At 36.8% G+C, this 22,997-nt stretch carries 17 protein-coding genes; 1 reads left to right on the top strand and 16 read right to left on the bottom strand.

Features of this window, described 5'->3' with window-relative positions; all coding sequences use genetic code 11:
* Positions 1–98 precede the first annotated feature (98 nt).
* The 3 genes from SB717_RS03455 to SB717_RS03465 all read right to left on the bottom strand — a co-directional run bounded on the left by SB717_RS03455 (position 99) and on the right by SB717_RS03465 (position 2,897).
* On the bottom strand, positions 99–866 hold the full coding sequence (locus SB717_RS03455; RefSeq protein ID WP_410903218.1) for a tyrosine-protein phosphatase: 768 nt from the start codon (positions 864–866) through the stop codon (positions 99–101).
* Positions 867–1,145: 279 nt separating this feature from the next.
* Complete coding sequence (locus SB717_RS03460; RefSeq protein WP_335443309.1) at positions 1,146–1,898, bottom strand: CpsB/CapC family capsule biosynthesis tyrosine phosphatase; 753 nt, start codon at positions 1,896–1,898, stop codon at positions 1,146–1,148.
* Between the two features lie 210 nt (positions 1,899–2,108).
* On the bottom strand, positions 2,109–2,897 hold the full coding sequence (locus SB717_RS03465) for an SGNH/GDSL hydrolase family protein (RefSeq protein ID WP_410903219.1): 789 nt from the start codon (positions 2,895–2,897) through the stop codon (positions 2,109–2,111).
* Between the two features lie 196 nt (positions 2,898–3,093).
* Here SB717_RS03465 and tagU point away from each other — a divergent pair, with 196 nt between their 5' ends.
* Positions 3,094–4,044: a polyisoprenyl-teichoic acid--peptidoglycan teichoic acid transferase TagU gene (gene tagU, locus SB717_RS03470; protein WP_116299146.1), complete on the top strand. Its 951-nt coding sequence runs from the start codon at positions 3,094–3,096 to the stop codon at positions 4,042–4,044.
* Between the two features lie 38 nt (positions 4,045–4,082).
* Here the strand turns inward: tagU and tagH are convergent, their stop codons facing one another.
* From tagH to manA, 13 genes are all read right to left on the bottom strand, one after another.
* A complete protein-coding gene (tagH, locus tag SB717_RS03475) occupies positions 4,083–5,804 on the bottom strand; it encodes a teichoic acids export ABC transporter ATP-binding subunit TagH (protein WP_410903220.1) in 1,722 nt (573 codons plus the stop codon).
* A gap of 16 nt (positions 5,805–5,820) precedes the next feature.
* The gene (locus tag SB717_RS03480) at positions 5,821–6,627 is read right to left on the bottom strand and encodes an ABC transporter permease (protein WP_410903221.1); all 807 of its coding nucleotides are present in this window, start codon (positions 6,625–6,627) and stop codon (positions 5,821–5,823) included.
* A gap of 53 nt (positions 6,628–6,680) precedes the next feature.
* Positions 6,681–8,246, bottom strand: a complete 1,566-nt coding sequence (locus SB717_RS03485) for a DUF6270 domain-containing protein (protein ID WP_410903222.1) — start codon at positions 8,244–8,246, stop codon at positions 6,681–6,683.
* Between the two features lie 120 nt (positions 8,247–8,366).
* Positions 8,367–10,529, bottom strand: a complete 2,163-nt coding sequence (locus tag SB717_RS03490) for a CDP-glycerol glycerophosphotransferase family protein (RefSeq protein WP_410903223.1) — start codon at positions 10,527–10,529, stop codon at positions 8,367–8,369.
* Positions 10,492–11,679 carry a glycosyltransferase family 2 protein gene (locus tag SB717_RS03495; RefSeq protein WP_047931230.1) on the bottom strand — a complete coding sequence of 396 codons (1,188 nt, stop codon included), beginning with the start codon at positions 11,677–11,679 and terminating at the stop codon, positions 10,492–10,494. The genes SB717_RS03490 and SB717_RS03495 overlap by 38 nt, the downstream gene beginning before the upstream one ends.
* The gene (locus SB717_RS03500) at positions 11,676–14,402 is read right to left on the bottom strand and encodes a bifunctional glycosyltransferase/CDP-glycerol:glycerophosphate glycerophosphotransferase (protein WP_410903224.1); all 2,727 of its coding nucleotides are present in this window, start codon (positions 14,400–14,402) and stop codon (positions 11,676–11,678) included. The genes SB717_RS03495 and SB717_RS03500 overlap by 4 nt, the downstream gene beginning before the upstream one ends.
* Before the next feature lie 76 nt (positions 14,403–14,478).
* Positions 14,479–15,762, bottom strand: coding sequence for a glycosyltransferase (locus SB717_RS03505; protein WP_410903225.1), 1,284 nt, complete (start codon positions 15,760–15,762; stop codon positions 14,479–14,481).
* Positions 15,763–15,814: 52 nt separating this feature from the next.
* Positions 15,815–17,068, bottom strand: coding sequence for a glycosyltransferase family 4 protein (locus tag SB717_RS03510; RefSeq protein ID WP_182004330.1), 1,254 nt, complete (start codon positions 17,066–17,068; stop codon positions 15,815–15,817).
* 66 nt (positions 17,069–17,134) lie between these two features.
* Complete coding sequence (gene galU / locus SB717_RS03515) at positions 17,135–18,016, bottom strand: UTP--glucose-1-phosphate uridylyltransferase GalU (RefSeq protein ID WP_013055839.1); 882 nt, start codon at positions 18,014–18,016, stop codon at positions 17,135–17,137.
* Positions 18,017–18,683: 667 nt separating this feature from the next.
* On the bottom strand, positions 18,684–19,394 hold the full coding sequence (locus SB717_RS03520; RefSeq protein ID WP_410903226.1) for a CpsD/CapB family tyrosine-protein kinase: 711 nt from the start codon (positions 19,392–19,394) through the stop codon (positions 18,684–18,686).
* The gene (locus tag SB717_RS03525) at positions 19,384–20,136 is read right to left on the bottom strand and encodes a YveK family protein (RefSeq protein ID WP_410903227.1); all 753 of its coding nucleotides are present in this window, start codon (positions 20,134–20,136) and stop codon (positions 19,384–19,386) included. The genes SB717_RS03520 and SB717_RS03525 overlap by 11 nt, the downstream gene beginning before the upstream one ends.
* 130 nt (positions 20,137–20,266) lie before the next feature.
* Positions 20,267–22,015 carry a phospho-sugar mutase gene (locus SB717_RS03530; RefSeq protein WP_410903228.1) on the bottom strand — a complete coding sequence of 583 codons (1,749 nt, stop codon included), beginning with the start codon at positions 22,013–22,015 and terminating at the stop codon, positions 20,267–20,269.
* Complete coding sequence (manA, locus tag SB717_RS03535; RefSeq protein WP_410903229.1) at positions 21,975–22,985, bottom strand: mannose-6-phosphate isomerase, class I; 1,011 nt, start codon at positions 22,983–22,985, stop codon at positions 21,975–21,977. Before manA ends, SB717_RS03530 begins: the two co-directional genes overlap by 41 nt.
* Positions 22,986–22,997 lie beyond the last annotated feature (12 nt).

The following is a 22,997-nucleotide window of genomic DNA, read 5'->3' on the forward strand; positions in this document are numbered from 1 at the left end:
TCAGTCTTCCTTTCTTTAACGTTGTTTCTATTCCATACCACAATCAAAGAAAGACAAAACAAGGGACTTTCCCGTTTTTATGGAAAAGTCCCTTGTTTTCAGCTAAATAATTTAAATAAACTAAATTTTTTCATCGGCTCAGGGTCTAATTGATGCACCGGACGACCGTCGATAATCGCTTCTGCATTTTCAATAAAAAAATAAAGTTCTGACGCACCGTACATATCGGAAATGTAATCATACGCTTTTGAAAGTGAATAGTCGTGGTAATTGCGAGCATGAACGCCAGAGGCAATCACGTGGGCTAAGCGGTATTTAATAAGGGTAAGCGCCGCTTTTCTTTCTTTTTTGCCGTTTAAACCGAGAATACTAGCGGCGCTCAGCTGAACGAGTACGCCTTTTTTAACAAGCTCATACAAACGCTCAGGGTGATCTCGGAAAATCGGATGACATTCTGGTGAACGTAGAATAGGCACAACGCCTTTTGTGAGAAGATCATACAGCGTTTTTTCAAAATAAGGTGAGATATCATATTCAGGCAGTGAAAGAAACAAATATTTATCCGTGTGATTAAGCGTAAGAAGCTGATTTCGCTCATAGTTTCGCAGAAGCTGAGGCGATAAAGGGACAAGCTGACCTGGTAATACTTGAAGAGGAATATATGAATTTGTAAGCCATTCATTAGCTGCATTCACATAGAGAAATAAATGGTGTTTCATAAACTCTTGATCGCTGTCATAAAGCGGCGTCGCCACAACCGATTGAACGCCTTGATCCGCTAAGGAGCGTGCCATCTTCAAAAAGCCGTCTACTTCCTCAGGTCCGCTATCGATATTAGGCAATATGTACGTATGAATATCAATCACTTTATTTCCCTCCCTGCGTTTTGTATAGCTCTATTCTACGACGATTTCTCGTGTGAAACTATGTATTCTTCTCGACATTTACCACCACGAACCCCGGAAAACTGCGTACTTTCCTGTCATCTACTCAACTAACAATATTTTACTATCACTCTATGTGAAAACGCAAACATAATTTGTAAAATAACTCCAAATAATGATGATAAAAGAAGGGATTGAAATAGGTCTTTGTATGCAAATACCCTGATTAAACAGAAGTTAATCAGGGTACAAAGGGAAAGTTTAAAAGATTCCTAGGAATTTTGTTTTTTTGATGCGTTCAGGTTCTTGTTTATAAACAGCCTTCCCGCTCGCAATAGCCTCAGCATTTTCCATGAAATGATAGAGCTTGCTGTTGCCGTATTTTTTAGAAACGGCTGAATAAGCTTTTTGCAGGCCGTACTGCTGATAGTTTTCACGATTTACACCTGATGCAATAACGTGTGCTAATCCGTGATCAATGAACTGATAAGCTGCTTTTTTAGCTTTACTGCCGTTGCCGCCCAGCACACTTTGTGCAGACAGCTGAACGACTGCTCCATTTTTTACGAGCTTGTACAAATGCGGAGGGTTCTCCACAAATAATGAATGGCACTCAGGCTCATTTAAAACCGGTACAATACCTTTTAGCTGAAGCTCGTACGCAATATTTTCTAACACTTCAATTTCCACGTCTTGCGGAATGTGTAAAAACATATATTTTTCATTTTCATTTATTGTCATCGTGTAATACTCTTCATTTGATACAATCATATTGGTAGAAGCAATTACTTTTTGACCTGGTAAAACGCTTAACGAAATAGAAGATTTTCTTAACCATTCATTTGCAAGATCGACACCTTCTCTACAGCTGGAATCTTTTCCGTCATAAAGAGGTGCTGCTACGGCTTCTGTTACTCCTTGTTTCACTAATACATTTGCCATTTCTAAAAACTCTTCTACACTCTTGGGACCACTGTTCACATTTGGCAAGATATTGGTATATATATCTATCATTTTTTTCTCCTCTTTCTATGCCTCAGATCATGGATAGTATTCCATGAATTATATTATATCATAGACCCCTACCGACTTTTCTATATAAAGGAAAATTGCTTCTTATGTATATATTTTATGTCCTACAAGCTCCCATTTTGTCTTGAAATGCATTTTACAAGTATTTTTCTTTTAAAAGAACAAGCCTAACCGAATGGTTAGGCTTGTTCTTTACTGGCTAGACTTAGAATTTGTAAAATAGTGTTCTAAATACTGTGCCCATAGCTGTTCTCCCTTGTCATTAGGCTGACCAGGCGCTTGAGTTAAATACGCTGAAATCTTTTCTGACTGATAGTCTGGCCATGCTTTCCAGTGATTGATATATTCATAGCCATTTTCTTTTGCAAAATCTTCTAACGCCTTGGCATCAGATGGGTAATTATTTGCTTTATAAACAGGAGCTGACGGCTGAAGAATCGTAATCAGCTGTTCATTTTGGCGTTTTAAGTAAGTTAGGATAATATCTACATTGTCTAGCGTATTCTCAATACCTACTACGCCGTTATCATTTAAAAGAAACGGTTCAAACAGCAAAACATCTGGATTTGCCTTGGCAATTTCTTTATATGTATCGCTTTTGATGAATTGTAAGGTTGTCATATTCTTATATTCACGGACTTCAACTTGGATTAAGGAAGAACCATATGTATCTTCAATTTTTTTCTTCAACAGCTCGGCCCAAGTAGCTTTTACTTCTTCTTGCGGTGCTGATCCAACAATAACTAGCTTCAATGGCGTTTTGGTTTGCTTAGCTTTTTGAATTTTATTTTGAATAGATTCTGGAAGGTTCTGAGCGTTCTCTTTCCAATTAGTTTCTGCATTACTTGCATCACTGGAAACTTCAACTTTGGTTGGTCTGGAAACAGATTGTTCTGATACCCTGTTGTTCCAATACACTTTTCCGGCTGAAATGGCGGCAATAAAAACGATGACTGCTAGAATATTAATCCAAATTTTCATATATTGTCTCCCTTACTATATCTTTCTTTTTTGTTCTTATTATAATATAATTTGTAAGTAAGTGCAGGAAAATGATTAAATTTGTCATTTTTTCAGTAATTTTGATGCAGAAATTTTTTTCAAGATAAGAATAATGACTTACATAGGTACTTCATTTATTTTATCAATATATTAAGTAAAGGAAGAGACAATGAATATGGAAGAATCTCAAACTCGCAAGCGTAAAAGGAAAAAGCCAAAGAAAAAAAGAGCATTTAAAATTATTATGGGTATTATTGTATTATTAATCCTTGGTGTAGGTGCTTACGCCTACAGTGTTTGGCATTCTGTCGAAAAAACATTCACGCAAACTCATGAGCCTTTAAAACGTGATGTATCGGAGAAAAGATCTGAGAAAGTTTCATTCAGTGACAAAGATCCTATTTCAATATTACTTTTAGGAGTGGATCAGCGTGCAGGGGACCGCGGGCGTTCTGACTCATTAATTTTAATGACGGTGAACCCAAAAGATCAATCGATGAAGATGGTCAGCATTCCTCGTGATACGCGCACAGAGATTGTTGGAAAGGGAACGACTGACAAAATCAATCACGCCTATGCATTCGGCGGTGTCGATATGGCTGTTAATACAGTTGAAAAGTTCTTAGATGTACCGGTTGACTACTATGTACAAGTTAATATGGAAAGCTTTAAAGACATTGTGGACGCAGTTGGAGGCGTGACAGTGAACAACGACTTGGACTTTAATTATGATGGATACAGCTTTAAAAAAGGAAAGCTTACGCTAGACGGAAAAGAAGCTCTTGCTTACTCCCGCATGCGTAAAGAAGATCCTCGCGGAGATTTTGGACGTCAACTGCGCCAGCGTCAAATTATTGAAGGTGTTATTGAAGAAGGAGCAAGCGTTCAATCTCTAGCAAACTACGGCAATATCTTAGATGCAATTGGAACGAATGTTAGAACAAACCTTACATTCGACGATATGAAGCAAATTCAATCAAACTATAAAGATGCTCGTCATAACGTAGAGCAGCTGCAAGTAGACGGTCAAGGTGAGAAAATTAACGGCATTTACTACTACGCAGTTTCAGATGCGACGCGTCAAGAGTTGTCTACTAAGTTAAAAGATCATTTAAATGTAAAATAAAAATAAAGCCGTCTTTTTTAAGAAAGACGGCTTTATTTTTATTTTATTTGTTTACCTTCTTCTTTATCTCGTTCTACAAAAGATATAATCTTGATCTTGTTCGTTTTTATATTTGTATATATTTTAATATAATAATTCTTGGATTGATAGAAATACAGACCTTCTTTGTCATTAATAAACAACGGTTTCTTCTTTAGTAATGATAAGATATCTTCTGTATCTTCATCTACATTTCTTAACGATACCTCGGTGACCATATTATTTAATGCCACATATTGAACAGATCCATAATTTAGTAAAGTTCCATCGTTTGATTCATACTGATTTGTTAAAGGTAAAGCTTGATTTTCCATTAAGTTCTTCTGAGTTTCACTTAACGGACTTAACAGCTTACTTATACTAATATTATATTTTGATCGTACAAGCGAGTCCAGCGAATCAATATTTTTATTTGTTAGCGTTGACTGCTGTTCAGTATAAGGTGTTAAAAGAGCTGAACTAACCCAGCCTTCCTTGCCTTGTCCTGCATTCAATTTTACCCATTTTATATCTTCAGCAGGATCTTTTTTCTCTTCAAGAACTTGATATATTTCTCCAAACGACAGAACCGCTTTTTGGTTGCTCTCTAAATCCGGCTCTTCTCTGACAAAAGCAGTTTTTGTATTAATGACTACTTTCCCAGCTTGTTGTTTGTTTTGAGCCGTGCCGCTGGTAGAAGACTGTTTTTTACTCTCTGTCTGTTTCGCTGCATGGCTGGCGTTTTGTGCTGCATAAACAGCATATCCCGCACTTCCTAATAAAATAACGGCTGCTGCTGGCAGCAATACCTTTTTTGCAAAACTTTTTTTGCCAGAGACACTCTTTCGCTTAGTTCCTATTCTTTTTGAACGCGATAAACTCAGTGATTCAGCAGATTGTTCTTGCGAATGTTCACCTGCGTCTTTTGAAACCGAGGTGCCGTTATTCAATAATCCGTGTGAAAATTCATTAAGCTGTTTTTCACGGAACTGTTCCCGCTCTTCTTTAGACATCTTATTATATTCTTTTAAAAACTGACCGTATTGGTCCGCTACTTCATTAATGTCCCCATACTCTTTTACATGTCCGTAATGGATCCAAAGAGCCTTTGTACAAAAACTTTTCACTTGAGACAATGAGTGACTGATAAAGAAAATGGTTTTGCCGTTTTCCTTAAATTCATTCATTTTTTCTAAACATTTATTTGTAAACGTTTGATCTCCAACAGACAGCGCTTCGTCAATAACAAGGATGTCCGGGTCAATATTAACCGATATAGCAAAACCTAAACGGGATTTCATACCGCTTGAATAGGTTTTTACAGGCTGATTAATAAATTTTCCAATATCAGCGAATTCTATAACTTTTGGCGTAATCTCTTGAATTTGCTTTTTGGTCAGCCCCATCATTAACCCTTTAAGTTCAATGTTTTCTAGACCTGTTAACTTGTTGTTTAACCCTGCGCCAATAGCAATCAGCGATGCACTGCCTTTAATATCAACCGTTCCTTCATTTGGCATTGTAACGCCTGCAATTAAATTAGATAAGGTACTTTTTCCGGATCCGTTTAATCCTATAACACCTACAATTTCCCCTTCATCTATGGCAAAGGAGATATTATTCAGCGCATAGTGATACTCTCCTTTGCCGCGATTCCAGAACAAATCTTTTACTTTCTCTATTTGCTTATTATACATTTTGTATTTTTTTGTTACTTGCTGAAACTTGACTTTATAACTCATATACCTGATTCACCTTTTATAAATAGTCAACAAACTGCTTTCTGAATTTTACATGAATCGCCGAACCTAATATAAGCAACAACAGAATGACACTCCAAAATATAATCGTATATGGAGAGTGAATAAAATTCCAGCTGCCTTTTAGCAGAGATTCACGATAACCGTCTACGATATAATAAAAAGGATTCATCGCAAAAATCTCTTTTAGCAATTGAGGCGTGTTATCACTCGGCAACCATAAAATAGGAGTTACATAAAACAACATACGTGTAGCTGTCTGAATAAGCAAGTGAATATCTCTTACCATTGTAGATAAAGTAGATGTTACGAACGATAAAGAAAGCAAAAAGCAAAATGACGACAGCATAAAATACAATAGACTAATAATATTTATGTGGTGGATACCTTGAGACGTAATCACAATAATCGTTAGCATAGCTACAAGTATTAAGTGCGTGTAAAGCTGTGCAACCACTACATATGTAGGTATGACACTCAGAGGAAAATTCATTTTCGAAACTGAATTTAACCTCGCATAGACTGAGTTAGAGCCTTGAAGAATGGCAGCACTAATAAAAAACCAAGGGATTAAGCCACAAATTAACCAAACAAAGAAAGGGATTTCGTCAACATCTTGACCTCCGCGTACTCCTAGACCGAACACAACCCAGTAAACCCCAATTTGAAATAAAGGATTCAAAATAATCCAAAGTCCACCTAATAGGTTGTCCGCATACGATTTTTTCAACTCGTAAGCTGATAGTCTACCAATCATGTAGAGATTTTGAATTTGTTCTTGTATTACGATTTTAATTGATTTCATATCATAATTCCTTTTGTACAATTTATTGAGAAATACACTTTACTTCTCAATGATTAAGCCTGCTCTAAATCTTGATTAATTGTTGCAAAGACATTTTCTGCTTCAAGATAGTTCTTTACAACAATACGATGTAATTTCTTTAAAAACTGCTGATAATAGTTCATTTCAAAATGAACGTGGAAGATTCCCCAAGGGTGACCTTCATAAGAGATATACTTCTCTTCTGTTAAATCGATTGCATCTACTTGATAATTTTCTTGAATATAACCATCCAGGAGTTCCCAATATTGATTTAATGCCTGAACATTGACAGAAGAAGCTATGGTTTTGACCTGGCCTTCATTGTCATAATAAGAATCTGTAAAGCGCGCTTTATGAAGAACTACTTTGCAAGTAGGCAATTCTGCTTGAAGAAAAGCAAATAGGTCGTTAACCGCTTTTTTCCAAATTTCCATATATTCACCCTGGTTGTTTTGCAGGGTAATCGCATCATGATTTTTTAATTCCTTGAAATAACTAGTTTTAGCTAACTTCCAGTAATTATTAGTTAAAAAACTATCCGTCACACGAAGGCATCCAAAGAAGATGTCTCCAAACAAATCAATAATTAAATAATCAGGCTGCTGCTTTTTTAAATCCTCTAAAAACTGCTTCTGAAAATCAGTTTTAACATTCCATGTGTCCCAATCATTTAAGTTATCAATTTTGTCCTTCGGAAACGCTAAAGGAGGAGCCATTAAACTGATAATAGAAGATTGATTTTGCAAAGAAACACACTCGTAATTTTTTTTGTAGTCAGGATTAAATTTGCTGTTAAAATTATCACGTGTAACACATGAACCCAATACTGCTACTTTTACTGTGTCATTCTTTTTTCTTTCAATCCACATGGCTGCATAAGGTTCGCTGCTGTTTAGCTGAATAGTATATAATTCATTATTTAACTGCGCAGGGTTGTCCACATGTACATTCGTTGCCACTGCCGTATCGTTCATGATGTACTGCATAGAGACGTCTTCTTTAGATATAGTCTTATACAAGTGTACACTATTTTGAAGAGGTATACGAAATACAATTGTATTTAAATTCGGCCTGCTCTCAATGGCATATCTTTTTCCACTTATAGTCGCATAGCAATCCTGTGGCAGAACCGTTGCCTTCATTTCAACAGTAAGAATCAAATCTGATTTTTCTAAAGAGCATTCAATGACTTTTGCCGCAAAGTCTGTTTTAGTGTAAATAGCCACTGTTTTTTTATTTGTGCTATACGGTTTGATCCAATGAGTGCCCCATACTTTTTCGTTCATATATTTGATTTTAGTTACATCAAAGTCAGCTAGACTCAACTCGTAAACTTGCTCTTCTGCTTTAATAGCAACATCTACAATCTCTTCAACAGATACTGACTCACCTTTTAAGTGATATAAATCATTCAAGTTAATAGTGACTGAGTTATCCAATGAGATTTTTTGCGAATAAGTTATGCTTTTATTTCTATGTTTAGCACGTCTTGTTAACAATAACTCAGCTGGTTTTGACTTGAGTTCTTTCGGAATGTTTAAGGCTATTTCTATGATAGCACTATCTCTATATTTAATGTTTTCTACTAGTAAATTCATGACCCACCTATAATTAAGTATGACTTCTCTTCGTATAAGAAGAGCTTCTTATATGAAGAAAATGCAACATTACTATTGCATTTTCTTCATCCTGACCAGAGCTTTTGCTTTTATAAATCATTAAGACGTTTTTTGCTTAATAACGTTATAAATACGCTGACAATTATTTTGATCTTTATATTTAAAAATCCGCTGTGAATTTTCAAGATATTGCTTGTTTGCTTTAAAAGCGTTGTTTACCACTGATCCAATAGCTGACATTAATTGATTTTCATTTGAAACAATCATTCCCAGATGGTTGTATTGGATTTCTTTTACTTGTGTATGGTGATTATTGTGCGGATCAAACTGATACATAATAACCGGTTTATCCATATACAAGAAATCGCTTGATACCGAAGAATAATCCGTAATTAACAGCGAACTTTCTTTTAAGAGCTCTGAAACAGTAGCCGTACTTTTCACTAAAAACTCGATGTTCGGATGATCAACGACAAACTGATCCATAAATTTTTGCATTTGGCTGTGAATGTAAAACTTCACAGGAATGTTATGACGTTCAATCATCTTTAAAAACTCTTGATTGGTAATTAGATTTTTGTAAGCTTTATAATAATCCGATTTTAAAAAGCTATTTTTATTAATTTTAAATAAATGCCTTCTCCATGTTGGCATAATTAAAATTTGTTTTTTGACATCCAGTTCATGAAGATTATCAAAACGAGCTAAACCTGTTACAGCAACTTCATTCTCGCTGTAGCCCAGCGTGTTTTGAATAATTTTCTTTTCATATTCAGAGCTCGAAATAATAAGGTTTTGATTGTATCTCTCTTTATGTAAATAAGGAGAGATATTATGAATAATAACACCATGCTGTAAGCAGATATTGTATTTTTTAGCCAGCTGCTTTTTAAATAACTTTTTAAATGTTTCTTTCGGCCTTGGATATGAACACTCCTCAAACGTCCATGCGCTAATGTAAGTGCTAGCCACCAGCATATACAGCTGATGCTTAAAAGAAGAATGATGAATGACATTTCCATGTTTCTTTACTTTTTCAAGATGAGGAGAATCCTCATTAATAATATAGTAGACTTTTTGATTTGGGTAATGTTCTCGGCAGTACTTAAAGAAAAAGTAACCATTGTCTTCTGCTTGATCTTCACGTTCTCCTACAAGCCATACTTTACGGTTAAATAACGATGCCTTAACCAGACTAGCGGCAGCTAGTAAAACCCCTTTGTATAGAGATTGTTTTAAGCTGCGAAGCATGCTGCTCGCTTTTCTAAAAGGCTTTGTTACTTTCCATGAAAGCGACTCTTCTAAGCTGTACGGGTTCTTTTTAAAATACTGCTTATATTTATTTGTTTGCTCATACCAATGACGCTTACTTCTTAGTAATTTAATATATTCAGTAGCTTCTTCGTCCAAGTTCTTATCGAGCATCTTAAAAATCGGAATATAGCCGTCTATACCGCAGCTTTTGATTTCTTGAGAGCTAAATAAAGCTAACAGACTTCTTAGCTCATTATAAGCAATCGTTTGCTTTTCTTCTGTTAAATTATTTGTAAACGTATTTTTATCAATCAAGTAAAGCATATGAGTTAAAAGTTGAAATTTAATGGCTTCGTTTAATTCATTAGGTGCCTGCATTTGCAACGCTCGGTTAACCTCGCCAATGTGTCCAATCGATGAGCTGATATAATCTTCATCAAAGGTAAACCCATTTTTGTATTTTAATTTACCGATGTAGTTAAAAGAAAGCTCTTTTGTATAGACAAGAAAATGAAAAGCTTCAACGGCTGTACTTGTGACAGATTTAGATACTAACTGCGGATGCTGAAGCAGCGTATCTTTTTTTATTAATTTTAAAGACGTTAACGCATTAAATCCTTGTTTTATGACCTCAGTTGATGCATTAAAATTTGTTTTCACCGTTGAATCTGCATTGGCTGATACAAAATCCAGTCCTTTTTCTTCTGCCGTGTTATATAGCTCCTTGTACAAATGAGGTGAAATACTATAATTAAAATCAAAGAAGCTGATATACTTTCCTTTTAAAGAAGCAAAGTTTACCTCGCTTTCTTTTTGTACATGTATATTGGCCTCCTGAGACAATTTAGAAAGCTCAATTACTTCCTGAGACGTTTTTTCAACGGCTTGATCGAGAATCATCAATTCAATGTTTTCAAACCCAATCGTTTGTTCTCTTAATCTATTAAGAGTATCAATAAAATTAGTAAGATTACTTTCCTGCAAGAGTGCTACTATGCTGACTTTCATTTACATATCTCCTCTTAATTAGTTGTTTCAATTTAAAGTTACGGCTGCGTAAGATTTTTGTCATTTTCCATGAATAGCTTTTTCTGATTTTAGCGTGTTTTTTGTATTCTGCCTGTAGCTCAATACCTTGCTTGTACCACCAGCGTCTCGAAACAAGCATTTTATTATACTCTAGCGCTTCATCTATATATCCTTTATCAATTAAGCTGATAAAAGGACCTTCAAGCTTTAAATATTTTTCAATTAACTTTTTATCATACCCTTTAATAACGTCTTTAACTAAGTTAATCAAATAAAGTTTTGTATCCATTTGCAGACGGTTAAAGTCTGGGTCACACAGCTTCCATAATAGAGATCTCAGCGCGTTAATTTGAAAATAGGTGTATTCTTCACTGCCAAGCATCGGTTTTACGAGCTTTGCTGCTTTCACATCATTTTCAACTGTACTCACGATATCTCGCTGCGTTAATGATAAGTTTTTTGCATCATTTCTTGCTCGGTACATATAAATAACCTTCGGGATATAGCTGAATTTAGCTGCTTTAGTGAAAAGCTGCATGTCATAGTATTTGTCTTCGCCGTTTTTCATGCCTTCTACAAATGAAATGTTATGCTTTTTAATAAATGCTGTTTTAACAAGCTTTAAATAAACGGCTGTTTTCACTTGCAAAAAGAAAGGCACGCTTTTTATATCTACATTCAAGTACTGCTTATGTAACAAATAGTTTTTAAATGTAATATGCTCATACTCTCTGCCGTCTTCATCATCAAAGCTCACCATTTTCCCCATTACAAAGTCTGATTTATTTTCATTAGCGACTTGATAAAGAGCTTCGTACGCATCATGTGGAATATAATCATCCGGATCTAAAAAGATTAAGTATTCACCAGTTGCTTTTTCAATACCAATATTTCTTGGCTTCCCAGGAGCGCCCGTATTTTCCTCTAAATGAATCGATTTAAAATGAGGGTACTTCTGAGAATATTGATTCATGATCTCAGCTGTGTTATCCGTAGAACAATCATTAACCATAAGGACTTCCAATTTTTCATGGCCGATTGTTTGATTCAACAAGGAGTTTAAGCACTCTTCGATATAACTTTCTACGTTGTAGATAGGTAGAATAACTGTAATTAATGGTTTATTCATTCATAATTCCCTCCACTCAATTGGTTGAATAGTAAATTGCTATGAGAATGTTCTTTTACAACATAATTTTGAATTTTATTAGCTTTATGAATAGAGAAGTGAGGAAATTGCTTTAATAGCTGAATCACTTCTTTTTCCGTTTCTACTCTCTCTCCAAATAAATCTTTTTTATGATCAATAGGACCTTCATTGTAATGCTTTGAATAAAAGTCATCATAATCGAACTGATAGAACAAAACAGGTTTATTCATATAAGCAAAATCGAACGATACAGTCGAATAATCAGTAAGCAGCATACTGTGACTTCTTAATAGGTTTTGAACGGTTTCTTCTCCTTGCTTCACAACCGTGATTCTTGGATGAAAAGCAGGAAATTCTCCAATTAACTTTTGCATTTGATAATGCGGAAAGAACGTAACCGTTAAATCTTTTTGTTCAAGAAAACGGTGAAATTCTTCGTTTTCAAGCAGAGACAAATAGCGTCTCCAATAATCAGAAGTAAACAGCTGCTGCTCTGTTTTAATCCAGCTTCTCCATGTTGGCATGATGAGAATTTCTTTGCCTGTGCTTGTATCTTTGAGCGCATCCCAGCGTGCAAGCCCCGTCTCAATTACCTCGTTTTCGCTATAACCAAATTCTTTCATTACGTGTTTTTTTTCGAACGGTGAAGAAACAACAAACTGACTATAATTCATTCTATTTTTATGAAGAACATGATTAACCCGGCTAACACCGATTACACCATGCTGAATAAAAATCTTTTCATTTTGCTGCCACTCTGGATAATACTTCATAATTTTTTTATACGATTCCGTATGCATGTTAGAAGTTTCAACGTAGCTGTTAATGGTTTTATGGGATATGAGTAAATAAAACGTGTGCTTCAGACTATTAAAATGAATAATATTTCCTAAATGCTTGATAAATTGATAATCTGGAGATTTCTTATCAATTACATAATAAATATTAACGTTTGGATGATTCTTGCGAATATATTGATACAAATGATAAGAATTATCTTGAGCCGTATCTTTTCGCTCACCAATCAGCCAAATTTGTTTTTTTACATAAAATAAACGAAACATTCTATATAATAGAATCGCTAAAAACGTATGGTAATCCTTAGCCTTCAAAAAGCTTCCATCATATCGAATATCTCTTTTTACTTGAACAGCAAAAGACTTTAATTTTCCTAGCATATTTACTTTTTTTAAGCTAATTTTCATTTGTGAGCGTGTGTTAAATGCTGTTTTGATTTGAATATTGTTCACCACATGGGTTTTCGTACGATTTCGCAGCTGAGCTAGCATCACTTTTATTGGTTCTTCCACTGTTACATCATTTACAGTCAAACGAATATATATCTGCCACTCACCTTGCTCAAGAAAATCGAATACATTGAGAGAAATCGTTTTAAAGCCAGCATCTTGGTAATCAATTTGATTATGTGAAAATAAATAACTCACGTCTGTTCGTAAATCCTGCTGCAAAGGAACTGCTTTCTCTTTACCTCGGCATTTAAATAGCAAATCCTTTTGCATTCCTTGAGCAGATAAGCCTTTAATAAACGCATAGCCGCCAAGTGTTAGCTGTCCGTCTTTTAATTCGATCACTTCAATTCGCTGTTCAACTTCTACGTGCTTCACTTCTAAGTACTGCTTATATCTAGGAAATGTTTTGGCCAAAGAGCTGTAAAACAGACCTTCTTCCAAAAAAATCTCGTTTATAAATTCATCTTTACAAAAAGAAAACATTAAGTTCATAAACTCTTCATAATCTCTCTGTACAATCATTTGTGTGAGCAGCTGACTTTTGCTGTCTAAGCTGAACGTTACTTCACGATGAACAAGCGTATCTAAAAAGCTGCTGCTTATATCTAACAGCTCATTCAAATGATCATTCGGCAGCTTAGGGCCCTTTGTAAAAAGAGAGTTAAAGAAAAATTCTGCCTGTCTCTTTTCGATTTCGTGAAGCAGAGACCGTTCATTGAGAGTATCGTATAAACTCTTTAATTTTTGCTGTACCATTACTAGCTGTTTGAAAAATGAAAGAGTACTATTTTTTGATAGTGTCATTTCATTGTCATTAACTCGGTAATACAAAACGTCACTATTTTCTACTACCGTTTTACGCGAGCAGTAGAGACTTTTTTGAGTGAATAACAGATCTTCACCAACATGTAAATCTTCATCAAAAGAAATGCTATGCTGAATAAGAAGATCTTTTTTAAATAATTTATTGCTTGCTGAAGGCGTGAGGTGCAGTTCTTTGTGGGTAGAAATATGCCGTGCGGCAGGAAGGCCTTTCGCAAAGACTTTTTTCATATAAGCCAAATGCCAAGTGCGGTACTCGTTAAAGCACTCAAAGTTTCCTACAGCGGTATCTGCATCTGATTTCACTGCGGCTTTATACAGCCTTTCATAGGCATCAGCCGATACATAATCATCTGCATCTAAAAAGGCAACATACTCGCCTTGCGCGTAAGATAAGCCTTTGTTTCTGGCCGAGCTTACTCCATTATTTTCTTGAGTGAGATAACGAACATGAGGATGTGCTGCAGCATATCGGTTCGAAATGATGCCGCTGTTATCTGTTGACCCATCGTCTACAATGATGATTTCAATTGGCTGCAGAGACTGATTGATAACAGACTCAATACATTGAGAAATATAGGGCTCTTTATTATAGTTTACAATCACGGCGGTGACTTTATATTTACTCAAGTTGCTCATTCCTATTCTTGTAAAAATTAGTGATGATGCTGCACACATTTAGAAGGTTAAAATTCTAGCTGACATACTATGCCAGCTTTTTGTAGATGTCGATAAAAATTTCTTTTTCATTATTCCAGTTGTATTTTTCACGAGCTTGGTAGCAATTACGGCTCATTCGTTCACGTTCTTCAGGGTGATCAAGCAAGTAGTTCACGCCCTCTGCAATTGACACTGGATCATGTGAGTCAACGCATACTCCAACTTTCTCTGATTCTACTACTTTTTGAATTTCAGGAAAGCTGCAGGCGATAACGGGAACCGCACTCATCATATACTCAAATAATTTGTTTGAAGACGCTGAATAATGGTTAAAGCAAATGTTATTTAAGACTTGGAAACCAAGATACGCGTTTTTCGTATAATGCATAAGATCTTCCACCGGTACTTTTGCCAGGAACTTAACACGATCTTCAAGCCCTTGCTCTTTTACCATTTTCTGAAGCTGCGGTTTAATACGACCGTCACCGATGAAGACAAGCACGCCTCGTTTGAACAGCGGTGCTGCTTCTACCAGCTTATCAAGTCCTCTTCCAACTTGAACACCACCTTGGTATAAAAGGATTGGCTCATGGGAAGGAATATTTAGCTTCTCATGAAGATTAACAGATTGACTCAACTCTGGCTTCACAACAAACGGATAATTATGAACAACCTGCGGATACAGCTTGTACAAGTCTTCTGTATATTTAGCACGCGTATGATTTTCAGCAATCATCACATCCGTAAACTTAATATAAAGTTTTTCCATTATTCCGTAAATAGGACTGTTGTACCCAGTGCGGCTTGTTTGCACTTCGTGAGAATCATATACTAGCTTTTTCCGGCGCAAAATTTTTGCACATGTAATTCCTTGGGGAAGCGTGTTTAAATCATTCGAATGATAAATATCATATTTCTTTTTTAACCCATACTTCACCATTTCACTTGCAATATAACCTCTAACCATAAACGTTCGAGCTTTTGGCGTCACAAACAGTCCAAGGAGAACAGCTACTAGTAACGTGATAACTGTCAGCTTCCATAATCCTAAGCCAAGTATAACTAACGCAAGCAGCTGCAAAGGAATGCTTTTTTTCAAGCGTCGAGCAGCTCCAAGAAGCATTTGTAATAGCGGAAACTGGTTATTTACGCGAATAACGGTAAACCCTTCCTTGCGCTCTTCTTTCTTTTTAAGCTGTGGATTTTTCCGGTCGTGAATCGCAATAAGATCCACATTATAGCCGGCTTCTACCAATGAAGAACATTCTCTTAAGACACGGGCATCATTGGTAAAATGATTCCACACAAACATACATACGTTCTTAGACATCTTTATCCTCCGTCGTTACTTTTAAGATATTCATAGTGAAGATTCTATGTAATTATAAAACTTCGGCTTTTTCTCTCGTTTCTACAGGAGCCATCTCTTCATATGTAGATACTCTGTTTTCAATTAAGTTGATTAACACATTGATATTTCGTTCCCACAGAAAATGTTGCTGAACATACTTTCGGCTGTTTACCGCCATTTCACTTCGAAGAGAAGGACGCTGATACAGATATAAAATGTGTGTTAACATTTCTTCTGCATCATGAGAGTTGGCTACAATTCCAGCTTCTGTTGTTTCAATGATCGTTTTCGCATAGCCGGATACGGCTCCAACAATAGGAAGACTGCACGTCATATAGTCGATAATTTTCCCAGGCAATACCGTTTCAAATACTTCCTTGCCGTTAAGAGTAACAATTCCAATATGATGAGTTGAAATCGTCTTTAAACATTCTTTACGCGTAGAAGGCTTCATAAAATTCACGTTAGAAAGATTATGTTCTTTCGCAAACTTAACGAATTCCCGCTTTTTAAATCCGTAACCCATCACCGTGAGCTGAATATCATACTCATTTAGTTCTTTCGCTAATTCCATTAAGATGGTGACATCTTGAGCCAAGCCGATGTTTCCTGCATACATGACTTTGAACGGCCCGTCACCTGATTCAATCGGAGAGATTTCTTCTTGTCGAGCGGCATTTGGCATAAAAGAGATTTTCTTTAGGGGAATATGATAATTACCGATGATAAAATCTTTGAAGCGCTGACTATTTACGATAATTTTATCGGCTTTTATATACAGAAGCTTTTCTAACCCGCTGAAAATATAAATAATAAACCGATAATTAAATACTCCGACTCCCTTTAGTGATTCCGGCCACAAATCTCTTATATCGAGAATCATTTTTGTTCGGTACCGATACTTCGCTACTAACCCGACAACCGCAATAAAAATAGGCGGCGACGTCACAAAAATAACATCGTATTTTTTACGATCAAATAAAATAAATAAAATCATTCGAAACGCAATTTCTAAGTAGTACCATAAGCGGTTAATAATGCTTCTAGAGTATTTGCGATTGGCTACTTTTACTCGTGTAACATCATTTTCTTCATCTAATGAATCATCGTCCCAAAACTGCCTATCGCTGTAGATCTTCTTATTAGGATACGTTGGTTCAGTTGTCAAAACATTTACATCATAATCATTTTCTTTTAAGAGCTTATATACGTTTTTCATCCGGTTTCCGGCGCTTCCGATTTCCGGATAAAAATGCTGAGAAATCACAAGTACTTTTTTTGTCATTAAGCTTCACCCCAATACTACTTAACCGGCAGCCTACTCAAATAAGCTACCGGCAGGTTTCTCTGTTTAAGCTTTGATTTGCTGCTCTTTTAACAGCTGTTCCATAAATACAAGAAGATCTTTACGCAAATCTTCGTGCTGAAGCGCAAACTCTAGAGATGTTTGGATAAAACCTAATTTTTCTCCTACATCATAACGTTTGCCTTCAAAATCATAAGCAAACACACGCTGAATTTCATTTAGTTTTTGAATTGCATCCGTTAATTGAATTTCGCCGCCCGCTCCAATTTCTTGCTCTTCTAAAAATTTAAAAATCTCAGGAGTGAATACGTAACGACCCATAATGGCTAAGTTTGAAGGTGCTGTACCTGCTGCTGGCTTTTCAACAAATGACTCTACTTGGTAACGGCGGCCTTTATTTGAAGAAGGATCTACGATACCATAGCGATGCGTTTCATTTTCAGGAACAGTCTGAACACCAATAACCGAAGATAACGTTTGCTCATACTCATTCATTAATTGGCGCAGACAAGGTGTTTCTGCCTGTACAATATCGTCTCCCAAAAGAACAGCGAACGGCTCGTTGCCAATAAAGTTACGTGCACACCACACCGCATGCCCTAATCCTTTTGGTTCTTTTTGGCGAATATAATGAATTTCAACATTTGAAGACTGGCGAACTTTCTCCAACAGCTCAAATTTGCCTTTTTCAGCTAAGTTTTGCTCCAGCTCAGGAGCGTTATCAAAGTGATCTTCAATTGCACGCTTGCCTTTACCCGTTACGATAATAATATCTTCAATGCCCGATTCAATAGCTTCTTCAATAATATATTGGATAGTAGGCTTATCTACAATCGGAAGCATTTCCTTTGGCATTGCTTTTGTTGCAGGTAAAAAACGTGTGCCTAATCCTGCTGCTGGAATAATCGCTTTTCTTACTTTTTGCATGTTATGTTCTCCTTTATTATGTAGTTGTGTCTGTACGAGCTTTTTCGCTAAAAACCGCGTCCGCTACCCGTATTCTGACTTCATTAGATAAATTTTGCACTAAAAGAAAAAAAGAAGGATGGGCTGGTTTGCACTTGTAAATCCGTCCAAACTAGCTATCTTTTCTTTCACAAAACGTTCTTTTTTTCTACACATATAGTAATATATCTTTTTCCTCAGTACGCCATCACGCATGTTAGCACGTAAAGTAACACGCTTCACTATGTCAGACCTTCTGACATAGCTGTTTTAAGCATAATTTCATCCATCTTATCAAGTAATAAGTCTAGATGCATATAGGAAAAAGGTGTCAAATTAAAATAATAATGAAATTTCCATCTTTCTTTCATATGCCTTAAGACCTAACAAAAGCAATATTCATATTAGCACATTACAGTAAGTATTTCTATGTCTTTTTTTGTCGAAATTTCTACCTCAGTAAATGTAATACTCTCTTTCCTTATATAAATTAGTAAGGGAAAATTAGGAACAGAACACCTTTCAAGCCGAAAAAGAAGCCTTTCAGAACCTAAAAAAAGCCTGAAAACAGCAAACAAAAATAAGGCGCCGAAACCGCTTTGGTTTCGACGCCTTATAAGAAAGCCTGCCTGTTATTTAAGAAAATAGGTTAATTACTTCCATAATAGTAGTAATAATTTCCTTCTTCCATTTTACGATTATTAAGAACCGCTCCAAGCAATTTTGACTTTGCCTGCGTTAGCAATTCTTTTGCTTTTAACGCTGCATCTTTTTCCGTTTTTGCACTGCTTACAATTAAAAGAGAAGCATCTACTTGATTGGCTAAAATTTGAGCGTCCGCTACGGCTAAAATAGGCGGTGTATCAAAAATAACCATATCAAATCGCTCCTTCATTTCAGCAAGAACCTCTCCCATTTGCTTAGAAGCAAGAAGTTCAGAAGGATTTGGAGGGATTGGACCGCTCGTTAAGACGTAAAGATTCGGCACTTCCGTACTTTGAACCGCTTGTCCAAGCTGTGATTGTTTCGTTAACACATTGGTAAGACCCGTATGATTTTCAAGACGGAACGTGTAGTGTGCCGTCGGCTTTCGTAAATCTCCGTCAATAAGCAGCACGTTCAAGCCCTGCTGTGCATAAACAGCAGCTAAGTTAGCAGCTGTTGTAGACTTTCCTTCAGAAGGTCCGCTTGAAGTCAGCACAAGAGATTTAATCTCTTCATCCGCTCCTGAAAACTGAATGTTGGTACGAATCGTACGGTACTGCTCAGCTACCGGATCTTTCGGGCTATTATGAGCGAGCAGACGTCTCTTTAACGTCAGCATTTTATCATTTCTTTGCTCTTTCTTTTTACGAGCCAAACGTCTCACCTCTTTGCGGTACGCGAGCAGTTAAATCCGGACGCTGTACGTTGGTTGCTTTTGGTACATCTTTAATCGTTGTAATAACTCCCATAACAGGAAGTTCTAAAATGTTTTCAATATCCTGCTCTGTTTTTAACGTATTATCTAAGTATTCCAGTAAGAACGATAGACCCACACCTACCATCAAACCAACAACGATAGCAATTGCGACGTTTAATAAAGGCTGAGGTTTCACGGGGCTTGGGTTTTCGCCAAGCGCTGCTTTTGACAGCACTTTTACATTGTCCACGTTCATAAGCTTAGGCACTTGTTTTTGAAAAACAGAAGCCGTTGTATTTGCAATGTCAGCTGCACGCTTCGCGCTTGTATCTTGTACGACAATCTGTGCTACTTGAGAGTCTTGAGCACTTGTTACTTGAATTTGACTGCTTAAGTCCCCAGCAGATTTATCAAGCTTCAGTTCTTTAACCACTCTATCCAAAATAGCAGGACTTGTAATAATGTCATTGTACGTGTTAATAAGCTGCACGTTCGTTTGAACGGTTTGATTATTATATAATTGCTGATCATTTTTTGCTTGATTGACTAAAATCTGCGTTTTCGATTCATACACAGGCGTTAAAACAAAAAAGCTAATTACGGCACTTACAGTTGCTGCGATAATGGTAATGAGTACAATAAGCCAAAGACGCTTACGAAGCACTGCAAACAACTCTCGCAAACTAATAGTCTCTTCCATAGTTGACCTCCGAACTTAGTAACTTCTAAAAAATTCAATCTACTTCATTATAATTGACAAAAGCTTGATTTACTATATTCTTTTGTCAATTAAATGAAAGCTTTACATTTCTTACTTTTACTTTCAGTCTTTATATCGACACCGCAATCGATTTATTTACTTTTTCCATGACTATTTGTTCAATTTCTCTTAAATGCTTCTCACTTTGACTCAATGATTCTTTCTTCACGCCAAAATAGAACTTCGCTTTCGGTTCTGTTCCAGACGGACGAATTGTGAACCACGTGCCGTCTTCAAAATGATACTTTAGTACATTGGAGACAGGAAACAGCATAGACTCAGTCTTACCTTCTTTTAGATGCACGCGCTCACCTGAGTGATAGTCTTCAATACATGTAACGGCTATCTCTCCCAGTTCGCTAACTGGATTCACTCGAAACGCATCAACTAGCTTTTGAATTTGCTCCGCTCCGTCTTTTCCTTTTAACGTAATAGAACGCAGCGATTCTTTGTAATACCCGTACTTGCTGAAAATATCAAGCAAGCCTTCATAAAGAGACTTTCCTTGAGCTTTGTAATAAGCTGCTACTTCGGCCGCAAACACAGCGGATTGAACCGCATCTTTATCACGTACAAAATCTCCTATTAAATAGCCGTAGCTTTCTTCATAGCCAAACTGAAATTGATAGTCGTTGCTCCTTTCAAATTCATTGATTTTTTCGCCAATAAATTTGAAGCCTGTTAACGTATCAAATGTTTTTAAACCGAAGCCTGAAGCAATCGCACGGCCAATTTCTGAAGTTACAATTGTTTTCACAACCGCTCCGTTTTCAGGCAGCAGACCTTGTTCTTTCTTTTGAATCAACAAGTAATGAAGCATCAGCGCCCCTAGCTGATTGCCTGTTAAAACGATATACTCCCCGCTGCTATTCTTCACAGCAACGCCAAGACGATCAGCATCGGGATCAGTTGCCATTAAAAGATCGGCATCTATTTCTTTTCCATATCGGATTGCCAGCTCAAAAGCCGCGTGCTCTTCCGGGTTCGGTGACTGTACAGTCGAAAAATCAGGATCTGGAAGCTCCTGCTCTTTTACCACCGTTACGTTAGTAAATCCAAATGCCTTTAATCCTTCACGAACCGGCTTATTTCCTGAACCATGCAAAGGAGTAAAAACAATTTTCAGCTCATTTCCTGCTTCTTCAACAAGCTTACGATTTAATTGAATCGTTTTTAAGGCCTCTGTATAAGCAGCGTCCACTTCCGCTCCTATATACGTTAATAAGCCTTCTGCTAAAAGCTCTTGCTTCTCTTTTACAGAAAGCGATAACTCATTTTCAACACGATTCATATGTGAAATAATCTTATCTGCAGCTGCTGGCGGAAGCTGACCGCCATCTTCACCGTACACTTTATAGCCGTTATACTCAGGCGGGTTATGACTCGCAGTAATAACAATTCCCGCAAATGCGTTCAAATAGCGCACCGCATAAGAAAGCTCAGGCGTTGGACGAAGCCCATCGAATACATACGTTTTGATACCATGCTGCCCGAGCACTTTTGCCACTTCTAAAGCAAATTCAGGCGACTTATGACGAGAATCATAAGCAACAACTACGCCTTTTTTCTTTGCTTCTTCTCCGCTTTCTTCTATATAACATGCAAGGCCTTCCGTTGCTTTTCTTACCATATATACATTTAAACGATTCGTTCCAGGGCCAAGCTCTCCGCGCATGCCGCCCGTACCGAATTCCAGATTTTTATAAAATGCGTCTTCTGCTTGTTTGTTATCTTCTTTCATTATAAAAAGCTCTTCTTTTAACTCCACGTCAAGCGCATTAAATGTTAGCCATTTGTCTAGCTGTGTTTTCCAATTCAAGATGTTGACCTCCTTTATGGTTCGGATGAGATGCAATAAGCTGGAGCGTTCCTTTTATGGTGAAGGAATCTACGTGATTCGGCAGAATAAAGTGATCACCTTTTTGCAGAGCGTATTCTCCATCTTCCGTACAAAGCGTGCCTTTTCCTTCAATGACGCTGGCTAATAGAAAATGTGCATCTTGCATCAGTTCCATTTCGGTCTGCACATCCCATTTATAGACCGTAAAATAGTCTTCTTCTACAAACGTAATGATGGATCCACCGCTCATTTTTATAAACGCAGGCTCTACTTTTGATGTGATGTGAGGAACAGTCGTTACTTCAATTGCTTTTTCCAAGTGCAGCTCACGCAGATTTCCATTATGATCACGACGACCGTAATCATAAACGCGATAGGTTGTGTCCGAGCTTTGCTGGGTTTCAAGTACAAGCGTACCTTTACACAGCGCGTGAATCGTGCCGCTAGGAACATAGAAAAAGTCACCGGGTTTGATTTTTACACGCTGTAATAAATCATTCCAGTGACCTTCATCAATCATGTTCATAAATTCTTCTTTACTTTGTGCACGATGACCAAAAATCATTGTCGCGTCTTCGTCACAGTCTAAAATATACCAGCACTCCGTCTTTCCAAATTCACCGTTTTCAAACTCATTTGCATATTCATCGTTTGGATGCACTTGAATCGATAAATCTTCGTTTGCATCTAAAATTTTAGTTAATAGCGGGAACTTCCCGCTATCAAAATGCCCAAATATCTCTGGATGCTCATCCCAAAGCTCACCTAGCGTTTTACCGGTATAATATCCTTCTCGCACGACGCTCGGGCCGTTTGGATGAGCAGAAATTGCCCAGCACTCGCCCGTTTGAGCAGAAGGTATGTTATATCCGTACTGTTTTTTTAATTCGCTGCCGCCCCAAATTCGCTCTTGAAAAAGAGGTGCTAAAAAAATAGGTGCTTTTTTCATCGTTTTGAATGA

Origin of the sequence: Priestia sp. SIMBA_032 (genome assembly GCF_046535215.1) — a bacterium.
Taxonomy (GTDB): Bacteria; Bacillota; Bacilli; order Bacillales; family Bacillaceae_H; genus Priestia; species Priestia aryabhattai.